Genomic DNA, 15,264 nt, shown 5'->3' with positions numbered 1-15,264 from the left:
GGCAGGCTGCTTGTTTTGTGTTCAACAGCATGCCGGGCTGGGCTAGAGCATTGCCCAGCTTTGTTTTGACTGTGAGGGGACTCCAATGATCGTCGAGAAGCTGCAACCTGTGCTTGATCAAGTGCTGCTGCGCAATGCAGGGGAGCCCGAGTTCCACCAAGCTGTTCGCGAAGTGCTGGAAAGCCTCGGGCCCGTCATTGCCAAGCATCCCGATTATCTCGAGCACGCCCTCATCGAGCGCATCTGCGAGCCCGAGCGGCAGATCATCTTCCGCGTGCCGTGGGTGGACGACAAGGGGCAGGTGCAGATCAACCGCGGCTTCCGGGTGCAGTTCAACTCGGCGCTCGGGCCCTATAAGGGCGGGCTGCGCTTTCATCCCTCGGTCAATGTCGGGATCATCAAGTTCCTCGGCTTCGAGCAGACCTTCAAGAACGCGCTGACCGGCATGCCGATCGGTGGCGGCAAGGGCGGCTCCGATTTCAACCCGCGCGGGCGCTCGGATGGCGAGATCATGCGCTTCTGCCAGTCCTTCATGACCGAGCTTTATCGGCATCTGGGCGAATATACCGACGTGCCGGCCGGCGATATCGGCGTTGGCGGCCGCGAGATCGGCTATATGTTCGGGCAATACAAGCGGCTGACCAATCGCTATGAGGCAGGCGTGCTGACTGGCAAGGCGCTGTTCTACGGCGGCTCGCGCGCCCGCACGGAAGCGACCGGCTACGGCAACACCTATTTCATCCAGTCCATGCTCGCCACCAAGGGGCAGAGCTTTGACGGCAAGCGGGTGGTGATTTCCGGCTCCGGCAATGTCGCCATCTATAGCGTCGAAAAGGTGCAGTCCTTTGGCGGCAAGGTCGTCGCGGTGTCGGACAGTTCCGGCTATGTCGTTGACGAGCAGGGGATCGAGCTCCAGCTGCTCAAGCAGGTCAAGGAAGTGCGCCGTGGCCGCATCTCCGACTATCTCCAGCTCAAGGGTGGAGGGGGCGGCGCTTATTTCGTCGAGGCAGCCCAAGGCTCCATCTGGGATATTCCATGTGATGTCGCTATGCCATCAGCCACCCAGAACGAATTGACCGGCAAGGATGCCCGCGCGCTTGTCGCCAATGGGGTGATCGCCGTGGGCGAGGGGGCCAATATGCCCACGACGCCCGAAGCCATCGGCGTGTTCCGGCAAGCCAATGTGATGTTTGCGCCCGGCAAGGCAGCCAATGCCGGCGGTGTGGCCACCTCCGCGCTCGAAATGCAGCAGAACGCTTCGCGCGACAGCTGGAGCTTCGAGCAGACAGAAGCGCGCCTCGCCGAGATCATGCGTACGATCCACGATAATTGCGCCAGCACTGCCGACGAATTTGGCGCTCCGGGCGATTATGTGCTCGGCGCCAATATCGCGGGCTTTGTGCGGGTTGCCGAAGCCATGCGTGCCCTCGGCGTCGTCTGAGTCACAACAACCAGCAACGGAGTTGGACGCGCCCGGGCGCCTGACGCAAGGCGGCTCGGCAACGCGCTCAGTGCTGCCAGAGGACGAGGCCGGCGGCGGAGGCCATCATCAACCCGGCAGTCTTGTTGAGCCGGCGCAGCGCCGGCTCACTCTTGAAAAGGTCGCGCGCCGCCGAGGCCAGCAGCGCATAGCCGCAGCCCACGATCATCAGCACCACGACAACGATGGCCGTCAACTCGGCGAAAGCCAGCGGGTTCATCTGATCCAGCGGGATAACGGTGGGCAGGATTGCCAGATAGAACACAATGGTCTTGGGGTTGCCCATGGTTAGCGAGAAGCCGGCGAGAAAGGTCTTAAATGAAGTTTCGCTGCGCGGCTTCATTTGTTCGGCGCCCGGTGCGGCCGTCCAAAATTTGAAAGCGATGTAAAGCAGATAAGCCGCGCCGGCCCAGCGCACCAAGGTGAAAACTGGCCCGAGATAGGTGGCGATAGCGGCAAGGCCGAACACCGCAAAAATAAAATACACCATGTCGCCGGCGAGAATTCCCAGCACCATCGGGAAAGCTCCGCTAAAGCCCCCACCCAGTGCCCGGGCCACGACTGCGGCAACACCAGGTCCAGGCACCAGCACCGCGATGCCATAGGCGAGGGTAAAGGTGAGAAGGGTCCAAAGATCCATGATCACGCCGGGGAAAGTCAGCAGGAAAAGTCATCGGCCAGGGCGGTCTTCATCATCGCCCGTGGCCCTAGATGACGGCTATCTCGCACAAGTTCCCACTTCGGCAAACCCTTCGCCGCTTGGCTGGTCGGCTCAGGGGCTGGCGGGTTCGGGGGTCGTCGCGGCAAGGTCGTCCACGTCAGCTTCTGGACCCAGCAGCATGAGGCTGGGTTCAGTGGCAAAGATCTGCTGGGCCATGGCCTGCACATCCGCCGCTGTAACCGCTTCGATCAGCCCGGCGCGCTCCGTGATGTAGTCGACCGGCAGGTCGCGCAACTGCTGACCCACCATGGCCCGGGCAATAGATACCGACGAGCGGAGTTGGTTGATGGGGTAGGCGCCGATCAAATAGCGTTGGATACGTTCGAGTTCGACGGGGTCCGGGCCATTTTCCGCCAAAGCCGCCAAGGTCGTCTTGATCACCTCGATGGTTTCATTCGCCTGATCGGAGCTGGTCGAGGTTCCGATGGTAATCGCGTGGGCATGGGCAAGATCGACCATGTTCCCCGAAACGCCATAGCTGAGCCCGCGTTTCTCGCGCACTTCCACATTTAGGAGCGACAGCAGGTTCCCTCCGGCGAGCAGTTCGGTCATCACATAGGCGGGGAAGAACTCGGGATCCTCCTGGGCAATGCCGGGAAAGGCCATGTTGATCGTGGTTTGTGGCAGGGGATAGCTGACCGCCAACTCCTGCCCAAAACTGAGTTGCGCGTCGGGGATCGGTATGAGCTCGGGTGCCTGAGGCAAGCCACCGAACACCACGTCGATCATCTCGCCAGCTTCTTGGGGAGTGATGGCCCCTACAATCCCGATCTTGAGGTTCTCGCGCGCAAAAACGGCATTGTGGAAGGCTCGCAGGTTTTCGGTCGTGATCACAGGAAGGGTTTCAACCGTCCCCTCCACCGGGCGGCTATAGGGATGATCGCCAAACAAGGCTTCATTCCACATCAGCCTGGCGGCATAGCCAGGGTCCTGCGACTGGGCGACGAGCCCGGCCATGATCTGGGCACGCATGCGGTCCACGGCAGGTTGGTCGAAGCGAGGCTCGTTGACGGCCAGCGCAAGAAGTTCGGTTCCGTCTTCTCGCGCTTCTGACAGCATTCGCGCGGCACCCGAGAAGTTATCCTGGTCGGCCGAGAACTGGATTTCGAGGCCCACCTCGTCCAACTGCGTCTGGAAGGCCTCGCTGTCGAGATCGCCCGCGCCTTCGTCGAGCAGGGTCGACATCAAATTGGCCCGGCCGAGCTGGTCGTTCGGATCCTGCGTGGCACCGGCACCTTTGAAGGCAAAGCCAAGGGTGATGATCGGAATGGTGTGGTCTTCCACCATCCAGGCGGAGATGCCACCCGGCGAGGTGATGGGCACGAACTCGGTCTGTGCATTGGCTGGCAGGATCCAGGCAAGCAGCGCCAACGGCGCCAGCAGGAGGGTCAAGGCGCGGCGCTGAGGTCGAGGTGAAACGATCATGGTGCGGGTTCCTCGGCAGGGGGCAGCAGATAGCCGGTGACGGCATTGTCGGAGCCGAGATAGCGAGCAGCGACGTCCTGCACGGCTTGCGGGGTCACGGCGCGGATCCGATCTGGCCAGGTGTTGAGGCCCTCGATCGTGCCGCCATTGGCGAGCCACAGCCCGTAGCTCATCGCCAAATGTGTGGGGTCGTCGCGCTGGAATACGGTATCGCGCGCAAAACGGTCAGCCACGCGGTCCACGTCCTCCTGACTGACGCCATTGGTGATAATGTCCTCGATTTCGGCGGAGATCGCCGCGATCAATTCTTCAAGTGTTGCGTCTGGCCGTGGCGCGCCCGAAAGCGTGAAAGTGCCCATGTCAAAGGCGGCGCCATCATAGCTGGCATTGGCCTGGGCAGCGATGCCCAGCTCCACCACAAGCTTTTGGTAAAGGATGCTCCTCGTGCCGTCGCTCAACAGCCCAGCTAGAACATCAAGGGCCTCGGCTTCGCCCGCCGCTCCGGTACGATAGCTGGGCACGACCCAGCCGCGCGTGAAACTGGGCAGCGCCACCCGCGGGTCGGTCAGGGTGACGGTGCGGCTAGTGTCCTGCGGCGGCTCCTGGGGGCGGACGCGCTCAGGCAGATCGGGGCCGCGTGGAACTGCGCCATAGGTCTGCTCGGCGAGGGCGCGCACGGCTTCCGGTTCAACATCCCCTGCCACCACCACCAGCGCGTTGTTGGGCGCATAGTACTGGTTGTAGAAGCTGAGCGCGTCGTCGCGGCTGAGCTCTTCGATCTCATGGGCCCAGCCGATCACCGGCGAGCCGTAAGGGTGGTTCTGGAACTGGGTTGCAGCCAGTTCTTCCGCGAGGATCCCATCGGGGTTGGACTCGATGACCTGCCGGCGCTCCTCCATCACAACCGATCGCTCCGCATCGATAATTTCGGCCGGCAGCGCCACATTGCGCATGCGGTCCGCTTCGATCGCCATGATTTCTCCCAATGCATCGGGGGGAATGGTCTCGAAATAGGCGGTTACGTCCCAACTGGTGAAGGCGTTCATGTTGCCGCCCAGCTCACTCACCAGGCGGTCGAGCGCACCGGCGGGATAGGTCTCGGTGCCGCGAAACATCAGGTGCTCGAGAAAATGCGCTACGCCCGATTGTCCAGGAGGCTCATCAGCAGCGCCCACGCGGTACCAGACGGTATGGGTCACGATCGGCGCCCTTGTGTCAGGCATCACCACCAGCTGCAGGCCATTGTCGAGGGTGAACTCGCTGATCACCGGCGGCGGAATCTCTTCCTGCGCCAAAGCCGGTGCCGCAAGCATCAGGCTTGTGAACAGCCCCAATGCGGATCGATGCATATTGCTGGTTCCCTTGGATAAAGGCGGGGTTTTGAGGTGAGGGGTACGCTTGCCTGCCGCGCGCATTCACACTGCAGCGCAGGAGCCGGACCGGCGGCGTCGAACAGATGCAACAGCTTGGTGGGCGGTTTGGTTGCCGGTAAATTCCCCGCGGTGGCGGTTACGGGAAACAAGAATCCGGGAGGACGTGACCTAGTTCTCGAGCCAGTTATCCAGCAGGCCGGCAGCCACGACTTTGGCGCCTGCCAGCGTTAAGTGCGCGTAGTCGAACTGCATAGGTATGCCGTCTGGAGCAGTTTCGCGGCAGTTCCCGTCCGGGCAAATAATGCTGAGCGGTGAGCGGTAAGCGATTCCGGTCTGCACCAATCTTGCCGCAAGGGCATGGTCGACTGACACGGGCTCCGGCAGCATCGCGCGCGACAACACGCCGGCAGTCCCGCCCCAGACCTGTGCCCGCGCCAGAATATTGGGCACCGCACCGCCATATTCGGCACTGGGCCCGACGATCATCACCGCCGGGCTGTGCTGGCCGGCAGAGTTGGCGAGGGCAACAATGCCGTCGACGTCCCCTTCGCGCCACCGGCCAGCGATGATGAGGCCGTCCAGGCGGGCATTTGGCAGAAACCGCTTGAGCACGAACTCGGTCAGATCAGCGCAACGCTTATCCTGCCAAGCCCCTTCAAGCGGTCGGCAGCCTGCCGCGGTGGCCTGCAGGAAATTGTAGTGCGGGTAGGCAGCGCGCAGCCCGCCGGACAGATGGGCGGCATGGCTATCGCCCAGCAGCAGGATATTGGGCCGCGTTGGATCAAGCCGTAGGCATGCTTCGCTATCCAGCACCGTGCCAGGCAAGTCGCGGTCGTCGAGAAAACAATGCCCCGCCTGGAAGTGCGCTCGATACTCTGCCGTCTGCGGATAGCGGGCATAATCTGCGAGTGCCAGGACTTCGCCGGAATAGTCGCGAGCCCCAAAGTCCATCCGTGTCAGGGTGAAGCCCGCGCCCGCAATGACCAGCAGTGCCGCAACCCCGCTCGCCAGCACGCGAGATGGCGGCATGTGCTGCAGTCCCCGGCGCGCCGGCATTTCGATCAAGGGACGTGACAGCGCCGCTAGCGCCAGCGACATCGCAACCACCCGCACCAGATCGAGGGCGTTCATGTCGGGCCCGGTGACGGCCCGATCGAACACGATCACCGGCCAATGCCAGAGATACAGCCCATAGGAGATGAGCCCGAGGTAAACCAGTGGCCGCCACTTGAGCATCGCTCCAACCGCGGTGCCCTCGCTCCAGGCAATCAAGACGACAGCGCCGAGCACCGGGGGCAAGGCGTTGAGACCCGGGAACACACTGGTTTCCCTCAGGTACAACACGGGCGCGACCACAAGAGCGAGCCCAACCCAGCCAGCCGCTTCACGCCAGAAACGTGACGGGATCGATCGCGCGGGTTTGAGCGCCAGCAGCGCGCCGGCGCCAAGTTCCCAGGCTCGGGTAGGCAGCAGGTAGAAGGTGAAGAAACGCGCCTGTTCGGCACCAAACAGGCTCAGCACAAAGGAGCCAAACATCAACGCCACCAGGATGGCGGCGAGATATCGCCGCGCCCAGCGATGCAGCGCCCATAGCAGCGCCGGAAAGGCGAGGTAGAACTGTTCTTCCACCGCCAGGGACCAGGTGTGGAGAAGCGGCACGCTGCGGGCCGGCGCGTCGAAATAGTCAGTGGTGAGATAGAAATAGATGTTGGACACGAACAGCGCTGCGGCAACCGCTGTTTCCCCAAGCGCCCGCAACTCGAAGGGAAACAAGACGAGTTGCGCGGCGACCAGCACCGCCAGGATAACAAAAAGGAGCAGCGGCCCGATGCGCAGAAAGCGGCGGCGGTAAAACTCCAGAAAAGAAAACTGGCCGCGTTCGAGATCGGCCGCAATAATCGAGGTGATCAGATAGCCCGAGATCACGAAAAATACGTCGACGCCAACAAAGCCGCCGCCCAGTGCAGTCACGCCGGAATGGCCCAACACCACCGGGACAATGGCGAGGGCCCGCAGTCCGTCGATATGGGGTTTGTACTGGATGGCCGCACCGGAATGGGCTGGATTGAGCTCCATTGTACTAGTCCATAAGCCCAGGGCCTTGTCCATCATCGGCGCCTTAGGCGGGCTGAACTTATCCCCGGGTGGTTTACGCGGGTGGATAACGCTCCTCTCGGCTTTCCTGGAGGATGCACATGACCGACCGCTTCGAACACCATGCCAAGGGCCTCGACAGCCCTGCCAGCCATGCCTTCGCCATTACTCCCAACGACAGCGAGCCGCTGATCGAGGCTACCCGCGCCATCTATATCGGCGCTGGTGGAGCGCTCAGCGTCACGCTGTTGTCGGGCGCACAGGTCGTCTTCGTTAATCTGTCCGGCGGGAGTGTGCTGCCCGTCCGGGTGGTTCAGGTGAAGGCGAGCGGCACCACCGCCAGTCAGATCCTGGGGCTGGTGTGATGCTTGGCATATCCCTCAGTGCAGCCATTCACCAGCGCACGGGTGCTGCGTTGCCGGTTCCCGTTCCGCCACCTGTGGGCCTGTCCTTTACGCCCGATATCGCGGTCTTTCGGGATCAATTCGGCGCCTATACTCACGATTTTGATGCCCAGGCCCGCAAGCCTGCGCCCACGCATACCGTTTATGTCGGCAAGGGCGGTGACAACACCGCTGACGGCCTGAGCTGGTCCAGCCGCGTTCGCTCCATCAAGCAGGGCCTGGTGCGCGCCGCAGGCCTGGGCAGTCCCGGCGCTTCGACGCGCGTCCGGCTGCTGGTCCAGGCCGGGGAGTATCGCTTTTCCGAACAGGATGTCAGTGGCATTCCCGATAGCTGGGCGGGCCAATCCTGCCAGCGCAATCTTATCATTGAACCCTGCGATGGGTTCGGATCGCCATCCATGATGGGCCGGATCCGTTCAGTCCATGATCAGGTGATGCCGCCATTCCTGCCCGTTGCCGGCTCCAGCACCGTTTACGCGTCCGTTTTCACCAGCGAACGCGTCACCTCCTGCGTTTGGGATCGGACTTATGCCGACGCGTGGGGCAATCCGCTTTGCGCCCACAATGCGCCGCCCCCTAGCGGCGCCTATGCCAATGAAGCGGCGGTTGTAGCGGGGCTCGAGGCCATGAATGCGGCCGAGGGCGAAGGCGCCTGCTGGCTCGATGCCACGGGGAAAAAGCTCTATGTGCGCCTGCGGGACGGCCGGGCCCCGGACGCCAACATGATCGTGGGCCGTGGCACCAATGACAGCGTAGCCAACCCTGCGGACTGGAACATATATTACGGGGGCATCCATGGAACTCTGGCAACGCTTTGGGCGACGCGGCTCGATGCCTTGGGCGGCGGCGGTTTTTATCTCTATCCAGATTGGAGCGGCAACCGCCGCACCAGTGTGGTCCTCGACCAGTGCGACGCACTTTACAGCGCCAATATGGGCTTTCTTGCCTATGACGCCACCAATGTAATCCTGCATCGCTGCCGGGCGGCCTACTGCCTCAATGATGGGGTGGCTTATGATCAGCCCGGCTTCGGCACCTACAACCCCGACGCGGCATTCACCGGCGCGATCATCGGCGCCAGCCTAACGGTTTCCGCCATGGCAGGGTCAGCCGCAGGGGTGCTCGATATCGGCATGGTGATCGCGGGTGCGGGAGTCGCAGCCGGTACCCGTATCATCGGGAAAGGCAGCGGCACGGGTGGCGTTGGCACCTACCTCCTCGATCAAAGTCAAAGCGTTCCAAGCACAGCCATGACCGGCACCGGTGGTTTGGGTTGCGCCCGCTTTCATGAACTCGATTGCCGCTTCCGCTGGTGCGGCAACAACAGCCAGTTCGACACCTCCCGCAATGCCAGTTCGGCCCATGTCAACTGCACCGGCCTGCGCATCAACAGCCATGCGCTGTCCACGCAGAACCGCGCCTTCCATGACATCCACAATGCCCGTTCCTGGAATTTAGGCTGTGTTGGAGAGAGTTGCCGCCAAACCGGGGTGCAGAGCGCGGCTTTTACCGCCGGGCTAGAGCCGAACAGCAATGAAACCGCGCAGATGTGGCTGGATGGCTGCCAAAGCCTGGGCAACACCGCCGATCTGCAGGCGCACAAGGGAGCCGGACTCCGATTGCGCAATATGGGCGCGATCGCAGCCTTCCAAACGCTCGTCAGCGGTGGAGGCACGATCGCCCTTTATTGAACCACAAGGCTGCGGCAAGCCGATCATGGCCGCAGCCGAGCTGCCACCCCTTTGTCAAGCAAGCCACGAATCTGGCGGCGCCAGCTACGGGGAACACTCCAGATCGAAGCGTAGGCAAACAACTGTCGCAGGGTCGGACTGCCATGGCGGAACGCGGCGGCAAGCAGCGGCAGGGCGGCCCGGTACGCCTCTTTGCCCTGAGCGTCGCGGGAAAGGTAACCGAGCAGGAAGCCGCTATGGGCGCGCCTTGTCAGCAGCGATCCCAAGCTCTGCGCCCATGTCACGGACTGTTGCCAGCGATATTGGCCCGAGAGCGAAGGCCGTGGCTCATCGCGGTAATGCACCACCAGAGGCTGGGGAACAGTCAGCAACGGGTAGTTCAGCTGCTTGGTCGCGCGCAGCACCAGTTCCCATTCTTCGTGCTGGCGTGCTGCAAAGCCGATATGCTCGAACACCGCCCGCGGCACCAGCAGCGAGGAGGTTTGGAGGAACCCCGCCCCGCGTCCCAGCCAGGTGTGCCGATCAAACAGCCATTCGTCAAAGGGCACTGCGCCATGATAAGGGCGCTCAGGCAGCAGAACGCTGGAGTGCGGGGTGACGACCCGGGACATGGTCATCACCACTGCCGGACGATTTGCGGCAAGTGCCAGTTGTTTTTCGAGCTTGTGGGGCAGCCATTCGTCGTCGTCATCGATAAAGGCCAGCCAGTCTCCGGTGCTCAGGGCTGCGCCACGATCCCGGGTTCGGGCCGCGCCCAGCTGTGCGGGGTTGGAGAAAACGCGCAGCCGCGGCTCCTTTATCGAGTCCAGAGCGGCAAGCGTCGCCCCGTCCTCCCCGTCGATCACGACCAGCAGTTCCAGATCAGCCATGGTCTGCGCCAAGACGCTCCGGACGGCCCGCAGCACCAGTTCGCTGCGCCCAAAGGTTGGAACAACCACGCTGACGGTCGGCATGTTGTCTCCATTTTGGCAAAAGGATGCGCTGGCGCTGAGCCTAGCCAGCCGCTTGCCCCCGCGGCAACAGGCTTGTCGCTTCAGCCTTAACCGGGAAGCTGGCGCAGCAGCCCTTGTGCCCGCATCCAGATGCCCATGGCGAACACCGCTTCCCCCAGTGCAATGCCGACGAGACTGAAGACCAGTTCACCCTGAGCCACAAAGACGGCGACCACTGCAATGGAAATGGCGCAGGAAACCACGCTGGCGGCAGCGAGGGGGCGGAACTGCCCCGCTGCCTGCAGCAATACACTGTCGGGCATTCGGAGGCTGCGCAGCAGGGCAATGGCCAGCCATTGCAAGGCTCCCGCCCAGATGACAGGCAAGCCATACTCGGGTGGAAACAAGAGATGAGGCTGCCAAAGAAGAATGCTCAACCCCGCGCAGAGGCAGACGACCCAGATCAGCAGCAATGCCCGCCGGAAGAAACCCAAGGCGCCGCGCACCGCCCAAGGCTTGCCGCCTTGAGCCAGGATACGCGCGAGTTGCGGTCGCTCCAGATCACTCAGAGCATTCATCGCCAAGGCCATGGGGCGGATCAGCAGGGCGCTCGCCGCGAGGGGTGCAAAGCCGCTCGACCCTGCCACGAGCGTCACGATATAGGCGTGGGCATTGGCGGTGCCCTCAGTGGTGACAACCCCGAGCAGCGACCAGCGTGAATGGGCCTGCCAGATCTGTCGATAAGCAGGCATTGCGCGAAGCGAGAGCTGGGCGAATTGGCTGCGCAGGAAATCGGGTGCCAAGGCGAGCAGGCCAATGGTGGCGCTGCCGACGAGGGCCCAACCGGCGGCAAGCAGGCTTGCTGCATCCAGCAACTGGATCAGGACTATCCCACCGCCCAGGGCCAGCCCATAGGCCATGTCCGAAAGCACCACCCGATTTTGCTGCTGCTCATAGGCATGGGCGCGACCGAACCAGCGCAGGACGTTGATCGCGCCAAAGGCGGCAAACAGACCCGCTTCGAACGTCCCCAAGGCGAGCGACACGGCAATGACGCCCAGCGCCAGCCCAGTCGCAATCGCCAGCACCAGATTAACGGCAAACATCGAGGCCACCACTGTGGTCGTGGCGCCTCCCTGGCGCAGCAAAACCACAGGGTAGGGCGCACAAAGCAGTGCCACCGCAATCCCAAGGCTAAGCTGTGAGCACACCAGTAAAAACGCAAAGCCGCCGAACTGCGCCGGTTCAACCGCGTGAAGCAGTTGCAGGGACAAGAGGAATTGCGCCCCCGCCGAGGCGATCGAGCCCATCGCGGCCAGGCCATAGGAGCGGGCGCGGGACGGAGTGCTATTCTGGCGGGTCTGGGGTGGAAGCAAGGCACGATTCAATTTGCTGCACACTCCGCGCGATGGCACACTCCATCCCGATCAACCCGAGCGCCTTGGCCCATGTACCTACGGCCTTTGACAGTTCAACCCTTAAGCGCTGCCGCTGCGTGCCCGGCTGGTCGCACCGGTTTTTGCGCGGCGGTGTGTCTTTTTACGGTGCTGCTGCTGGTCTGCATAGGGCTTCAGCCCCTCCCCCGCGGCGGGGATGCGGCGGGCGCGGAAGGCGATCTTATCCGGCAGGTCAGCTATCTCGCCCTTTTCGCGGCGACCATGGTGGTGACGCGCCGCCCAACCTGGTTCTCGATTGTGCCGTGGAGCTTTTTTCTCGTGTTCGGATGGTGCTGGCTCAGCCTGCTGTGGGCGATCGAGCCAGGCATTGCCCTGCGGCGGGTGGGCATCACCACGGTGCTTGCCGTGCTGGTCTTTGCCGCAGTGCATTGCGCAGGGGCGCGCCGCTCCTTTGCCGCCCTATGGTGGGCGCTGGTGGGGGTGCTTGCCGTCAACTACGCGGCCGTCCTGCTGAGCCCCGCCGGGGTCCACCACGCGGGCGAAACCGGCGATCTTGCCTTGGCCGGCAGTTGGCGGGGCGCGACGATGCACAAGAATTTTGCCGGTCCCATTTGTGCACTGACGGTTCTGGTGCTGCTGTTGGATCGCCGCCCGGTAAATGTCTGCCTGCGCTGGCCACTCCTCGCGGGCGCAGCATACTTTTTGTGGCGCACGCAGTCCAAAACCGCAATGGCACTGCTGCCCGCCGCCCTCCTTTGCGCGCTGGTTTACATGTCCCTCGGACGCCGCCAACGGGTCTGGATCCTGCCTGCTGCCGGTTCCATCCTGTTGTTTTCCCTTCCATTTTGGGCTGAAATTCTTGCCGCCTTCAACCTATATTTGGCGCAACCTGAGGCCCTTACCGGGCGGACCCAAGTCTGGTCGCTGCTGCTGCGCTATGCCGGGGATCATCCTTGGCTGGGGGCGGGGTTCGGGTCGTTCTGGGGGGTGGGGGCGAGCGGGCCGGTGGGGGAGTTGGTGGAGGGGTGGGTGGCTGGGATATTCTCGGGGCACAATGGGTATCTGGATGTTCTGGTGCAGCTGGGCTGGCCGGGACTGGCCCTGGCGGTGCTGGCGTTTGCCATCGCGCCGCTCTCGCGCATCCTGGGGGCGAGCGGAATTGCGAGGCGAGACGGGGGGTTAGTGGTGGGGGTGCTGGTTTTTACCCTGGGGCACAACCTGACGGAATCGAGTTTGCTGAACCGCGATCATCCCGGCTGGGTGTTGTTCCTTGTGGCGGTGGCGCTGGTCTGCCAGCTGCGATGGGAGCGCCAAACAGCCGCTTTGCCGGGTTTCCGCCATGTTGATGAACGGGTTCTGAACGGCTTCCCGGCCGGGGTTGCGGCGGGTGCGATGGCCCCGCGAGGGGTAGCCGCTACAGCATCAGTATTAATCCAGTAATTCTTATTCACCGGTTGAAATATCGTGCTAAGCTCACTCTGCGGGGCTGATGAGTTCAAGCAGGATATAAGTTGTTGGGTGTGTCCGGCAGTTCTGGTTCGAGTTATCGCAGGTTAATTGCAGGTGCCGTTGCACAAGCATCTAGATGCTGGTCGCGGCATTCGACCAATTCTACTGGAGCGTGCTCCCACGTAACTGCTGTCCGTTGTGGTGGCGCTGAAAAAGGCCTGTTGCTGCTGAGCGGGCATGACACGCAGGGCGGGATCACCAGTTTCATCGGATCGTTGCGGGCAGGGCTCGAGGCCGGGGGGCAGACTTGCCGCAGCGTGGCGCTCTACCAGGCGTTCATCTCGCAGCCGGGAGCTTATGAGCAGGTGCTCGTGCGCAAGCGGCGGATGTCGCCGCTCGATTATGCCGGGGCGGTGTTCCGATTGCTGCGGCTGGTGCTGCGCGAGCGCCCCGCTGCGGTGGTGACGGTTATGCCGCTGGCGGGGGTCGCGGCGGGGCTGGTAAGCCTGCTTACCGGCACGCCGGTGATCGCGACCCACCACAGCCCGTATCGGGAGAACGGGCGCATCGTGCGCTGGCTGGACCGGATGGTCGGGGGGCTGGGTGGCTACCGGCAGATCGTCTGTGTGGCCCAGGCGGTGGCGGATAGTTTTCCTGGGCATTCCAAGGCTTACCGCGCGCCGCTGCGGGTGATCGCCAACGGCGTGGCAGAGGTGCCGCCCGCGATGGGCCGAGCGCAGTGTTTTGCCCGGTTCGGCCTGCCGGCGGATGCGTCGGTCGTGCTCATGGCGGGGCGGTTGGCGCGGCAGAAGAATGTGCTGACGGCCGTCAAGGCAGTGGCACGACTTGAGGGCGTGGATCTGGCGCTGGCGGGGGATGGCCCCCTGCGCGAGGAGGTGCGGCAGCTTGCGCAGCAGTTGGGGGTGGCCGAGCGGGTGCATGTGCTGGGGCATCTGGGTCATCAAGATGTGGTCGACCTGACCTTTGCCTGCGACGCCTTTGTGCAGATCAGTTTCTTTGAAGGGCAGAGCCTGGCACTGCTAGATGCGGTGCGTGCCGGAACGCCGATTGTCGTCAGTGACATTGCGGTGCAACGAGAGGTGATCAAGACGCCGACCGGCGAACTGGCGGGTGTTACCTGCGATCCGCACGACGCCGATGATGTGGCGCGCGCCATTGCCGAACTGTTGCGCGATCCCGCGCGACAGCAGCAGCTGCGCGCCCAACTAGCGTCACGGGTGCGCAGCGAAGCGCAGATGGTGGCGGATTACCGCGAGTTGTTACGGCCTTTACTCGGCCAAGAGGCGCATTCGCGCGTAGCCTGGGAAGGTGCGACCAGATGAGCGAACCCGGCTCCCGCAAAAGGCTGCTGGCCGTATCCTCGAGCGGAGGCCATTGGCAGCAATTGGTGTTGCTTGAAGAGGCGTTCGCCGATTTCGACGTGGTTTATGCCAGCACAGTGGCCGAGGGCCGGCCGGCCGATGGCGGAACCAGCCTGAGGCTGCGCGAGGTCAACCGCACCCAGCCTTGGCTCGCCTTACCCGCCCTTTGGGAAGCGCTGCTGCTGGTGCGGGGGCTGCGGCCAGCGGTGATTGTCAGCACCGGAGCGGGGCCAGGCCTCCTGGTGCTGCTGGCGGGGCGACTGCTGGGCGTGCCCACTGTGTGGGTGGACAGTGTCGCCAATGCCGAGCGCCTGAGCATGAGTGGCTGGCTGGCGCGGCGCTTTGTGCAGCTCCATTGCAGCCAATGGGAGCACCTGGCGGACGGGGGGCGCACCAGGTTCCTGGGGCGGATGCTGTGATCCTCCTAACGGTGGGGACCCAGCTGCCCTTTGACCGGCTGGTCGCTGCCGTGGACGAGCTGGCGCCGAGCCTTGGCGTACCCGTGTTCGGGCAAGTCGGCCGCGCGGCGCACGTGCCCAGCAACATGGAATGGGCCCCTGTGCTTTCGTCCGACGAGTTCGCCCGCCGTTTTGCTGCCGCGAGCACGATCGTGGCGCATGCCGGGATTGGCACGGTGCTGATGGCGCAGCGCTGGCGCAAGCCGATTATCCTCGTGCCCCGGCGCGCCCGGCTGGGTGAACATCGCAACGACCACCAGCTGGCAACCTGCGCCGAACTTGAAGGGCGGCCCGGCATCTATATTGCGCGCCAAACAGCGGAACTGGCCGGCTTGCTTGGCCAGCCCTTGCTGCCATCGGGCAACGAGGACGACGCAGACAACAGGCAAGGCTTGATCGAGGGGCTGCGCCAGCAATTGCGCCGATGGAGTTAGCCCGCTGCACCTTTGTGGTGCAGG

Annotated in this window: 13 protein-coding genes; 7 read left to right on the top strand and 6 right to left on the bottom strand. The window is 63.4% G+C overall.

The window, feature by feature from the left end:
* Positions 1-85: 85 nt before the first annotated feature.
* Complete coding sequence (gdhA, locus tag AC3YOG_RS11855) at positions 86-1,441, top strand: NADP-specific glutamate dehydrogenase (RefSeq protein WP_489935210.1); 1,356 nt, start codon at positions 86-88, stop codon at positions 1,439-1,441.
* A gap of 67 nt (positions 1,442-1,508) precedes the next feature.
* Here gdhA and AC3YOG_RS11850 read toward each other — a convergent pair whose 3' ends face one another.
* The 4 genes from AC3YOG_RS11850 to AC3YOG_RS11835 all read right to left on the bottom strand — a co-directional run bounded on the left by AC3YOG_RS11850 (position 1,509) and on the right by AC3YOG_RS11835 (position 7,075).
* Complete coding sequence (locus tag AC3YOG_RS11850) at positions 1,509-2,120, bottom strand: LysE family translocator (RefSeq protein ID WP_489935209.1); 612 nt, start codon at positions 2,118-2,120, stop codon at positions 1,509-1,511.
* Positions 2,121-2,252: 132 nt separating this feature from the next.
* Positions 2,253-3,626: a M16 family metallopeptidase gene (locus tag AC3YOG_RS11845; protein WP_489935208.1), complete on the bottom strand. Its 1,374-nt coding sequence runs from the start codon at positions 3,624-3,626 to the stop codon at positions 2,253-2,255.
* Positions 3,623-4,975: a M16 family metallopeptidase gene (locus AC3YOG_RS11840; protein WP_489935207.1), complete on the bottom strand. Its 1,353-nt coding sequence runs from the start codon at positions 4,973-4,975 to the stop codon at positions 3,623-3,625. The genes AC3YOG_RS11845 and AC3YOG_RS11840 overlap by 4 nt, the downstream gene beginning before the upstream one ends.
* Before the next feature lie 192 nt (positions 4,976-5,167).
* Positions 5,168-7,075 carry an acyltransferase family protein gene (locus AC3YOG_RS11835; RefSeq protein WP_489935206.1) on the bottom strand — a complete coding sequence of 636 codons (1,908 nt, stop codon included), beginning with the start codon at positions 7,073-7,075 and terminating at the stop codon, positions 5,168-5,170.
* Positions 7,076-7,194: 119 nt separating this feature from the next.
* On the opposite strand from AC3YOG_RS11835, the gene AC3YOG_RS11830 reads away from it, so the two are divergent.
* Both AC3YOG_RS11830 and AC3YOG_RS11825 read left to right on the top strand, forming a co-directional pair.
* On the top strand, positions 7,195-7,458 hold the full coding sequence (locus tag AC3YOG_RS11830) for a spike base protein, RCAP_Rcc01079 family (RefSeq protein WP_127752302.1): 264 nt from the start codon (positions 7,195-7,197) through the stop codon (positions 7,456-7,458).
* Positions 7,458-9,188, top strand: a complete 1,731-nt coding sequence (locus AC3YOG_RS11825; protein ID WP_489935205.1) for a hypothetical protein — start codon at positions 7,458-7,460, stop codon at positions 9,186-9,188. The genes AC3YOG_RS11830 and AC3YOG_RS11825 overlap by 1 nt, the downstream gene beginning before the upstream one ends.
* Positions 9,189-9,211: 23 nt before the next feature.
* On the opposite strand, the gene AC3YOG_RS11820 is transcribed toward AC3YOG_RS11825, so the two are convergent.
* Together AC3YOG_RS11820 and AC3YOG_RS11815 are read right to left on the bottom strand one after the other, a co-directional pair.
* Complete coding sequence (locus tag AC3YOG_RS11820) at positions 9,212-10,141, bottom strand: glycosyltransferase family 2 protein (protein WP_489935204.1); 930 nt, start codon at positions 10,139-10,141, stop codon at positions 9,212-9,214.
* An 86-nt stretch (positions 10,142-10,227) separates the two neighbouring features.
* Positions 10,228-11,496: a polysaccharide biosynthesis protein gene (locus AC3YOG_RS11815; protein ID WP_489935203.1), complete on the bottom strand. Its 1,269-nt coding sequence runs from the start codon at positions 11,494-11,496 to the stop codon at positions 10,228-10,230.
* A 153-nt stretch (positions 11,497-11,649) separates the two neighbouring features.
* Here AC3YOG_RS11815 and AC3YOG_RS11810 point away from each other — a divergent pair, with 153 nt between their 5' ends.
* The 4 genes from AC3YOG_RS11810 (at position 11,650) to AC3YOG_RS11795 (ending at position 15,240) form a co-directional block, all read left to right on the top strand.
* Positions 11,650-12,957 carry an O-antigen ligase family protein gene (locus tag AC3YOG_RS11810; protein ID WP_489935202.1) on the top strand — a complete coding sequence of 436 codons (1,308 nt, stop codon included), beginning with the start codon at positions 11,650-11,652 and terminating at the stop codon, positions 12,955-12,957.
* A 230-nt stretch (positions 12,958-13,187) separates the two neighbouring features.
* Positions 13,188-14,309 carry a glycosyltransferase family 4 protein gene (locus AC3YOG_RS11805; protein WP_489935201.1) on the top strand — a complete coding sequence of 374 codons (1,122 nt, stop codon included), beginning with the start codon at positions 13,188-13,190 and terminating at the stop codon, positions 14,307-14,309.
* Positions 14,306-14,767, top strand: a complete 462-nt coding sequence (locus tag AC3YOG_RS11800; RefSeq protein ID WP_489935200.1) for a glucuronosyltransferase — start codon at positions 14,306-14,308, stop codon at positions 14,765-14,767. The genes AC3YOG_RS11805 and AC3YOG_RS11800 overlap by 4 nt, the downstream gene beginning before the upstream one ends.
* The gene (locus AC3YOG_RS11795) at positions 14,764-15,240 is read left to right on the top strand and encodes a glycosyltransferase (RefSeq protein WP_489935199.1); all 477 of its coding nucleotides are present in this window, start codon (positions 14,764-14,766) and stop codon (positions 15,238-15,240) included. The genes AC3YOG_RS11800 and AC3YOG_RS11795 overlap by 4 nt, the downstream gene beginning before the upstream one ends.
* The last annotated feature ends 24 nt before the right edge of the window (positions 15,241-15,264 follow it).

The organism is Devosia sp. Z6_126 (genome assembly GCF_058133495.1).
The sequence above is the reverse complement of the archived record's forward strand: the minus strand, read 5'-3'. Positions and strand labels throughout refer to the sequence as shown.

What these genes read in the sequence shown, in the direction of transcription:
- gdhA (WP_489935210.1), top strand. Translation starts at nt 86, where the DNA reads ATGATCGTCGAGAAGCTGCAACCTGTGCTTGATCAAGTGCTGCTGCGC.
- AC3YOG_RS11850 (WP_489935209.1), bottom strand. Translation starts at nt 2,120, where the DNA reads ATGGATCTTTGGACCCTTCTCACCTTTACCCTCGCCTATGGCATCGCG.
- AC3YOG_RS11845 (WP_489935208.1), bottom strand. Translation starts at nt 3,626, where the DNA reads ATGATCGTTTCACCTCGACCTCAGCGCCGCGCCTTGACCCTCCTGCTG.
- AC3YOG_RS11840 (WP_489935207.1), bottom strand. Translation starts at nt 4,975, where the DNA reads ATGCATCGATCCGCATTGGGGCTGTTCACAAGCCTGATGCTTGCGGCA.
- AC3YOG_RS11835 (WP_489935206.1), bottom strand. Translation starts at nt 7,075, where the DNA reads ATGGAGCTCAATCCAGCCCATTCCGGTGCGGCCATCCAGTACAAACCC.
- AC3YOG_RS11830 (WP_127752302.1), top strand. Translation starts at nt 7,195, where the DNA reads ATGACCGACCGCTTCGAACACCATGCCAAGGGCCTCGACAGCCCTGCC.
- AC3YOG_RS11825 (WP_489935205.1), top strand. Translation starts at nt 7,458, where the DNA reads ATGCTTGGCATATCCCTCAGTGCAGCCATTCACCAGCGCACGGGTGCT.
- AC3YOG_RS11820 (WP_489935204.1), bottom strand. Translation starts at nt 10,141, where the DNA reads ATGCCGACCGTCAGCGTGGTTGTTCCAACCTTTGGGCGCAGCGAACTG.
- AC3YOG_RS11800 (WP_489935200.1), top strand. Translation starts at nt 14,306, where the DNA reads ATGAGCGAACCCGGCTCCCGCAAAAGGCTGCTGGCCGTATCCTCGAGC.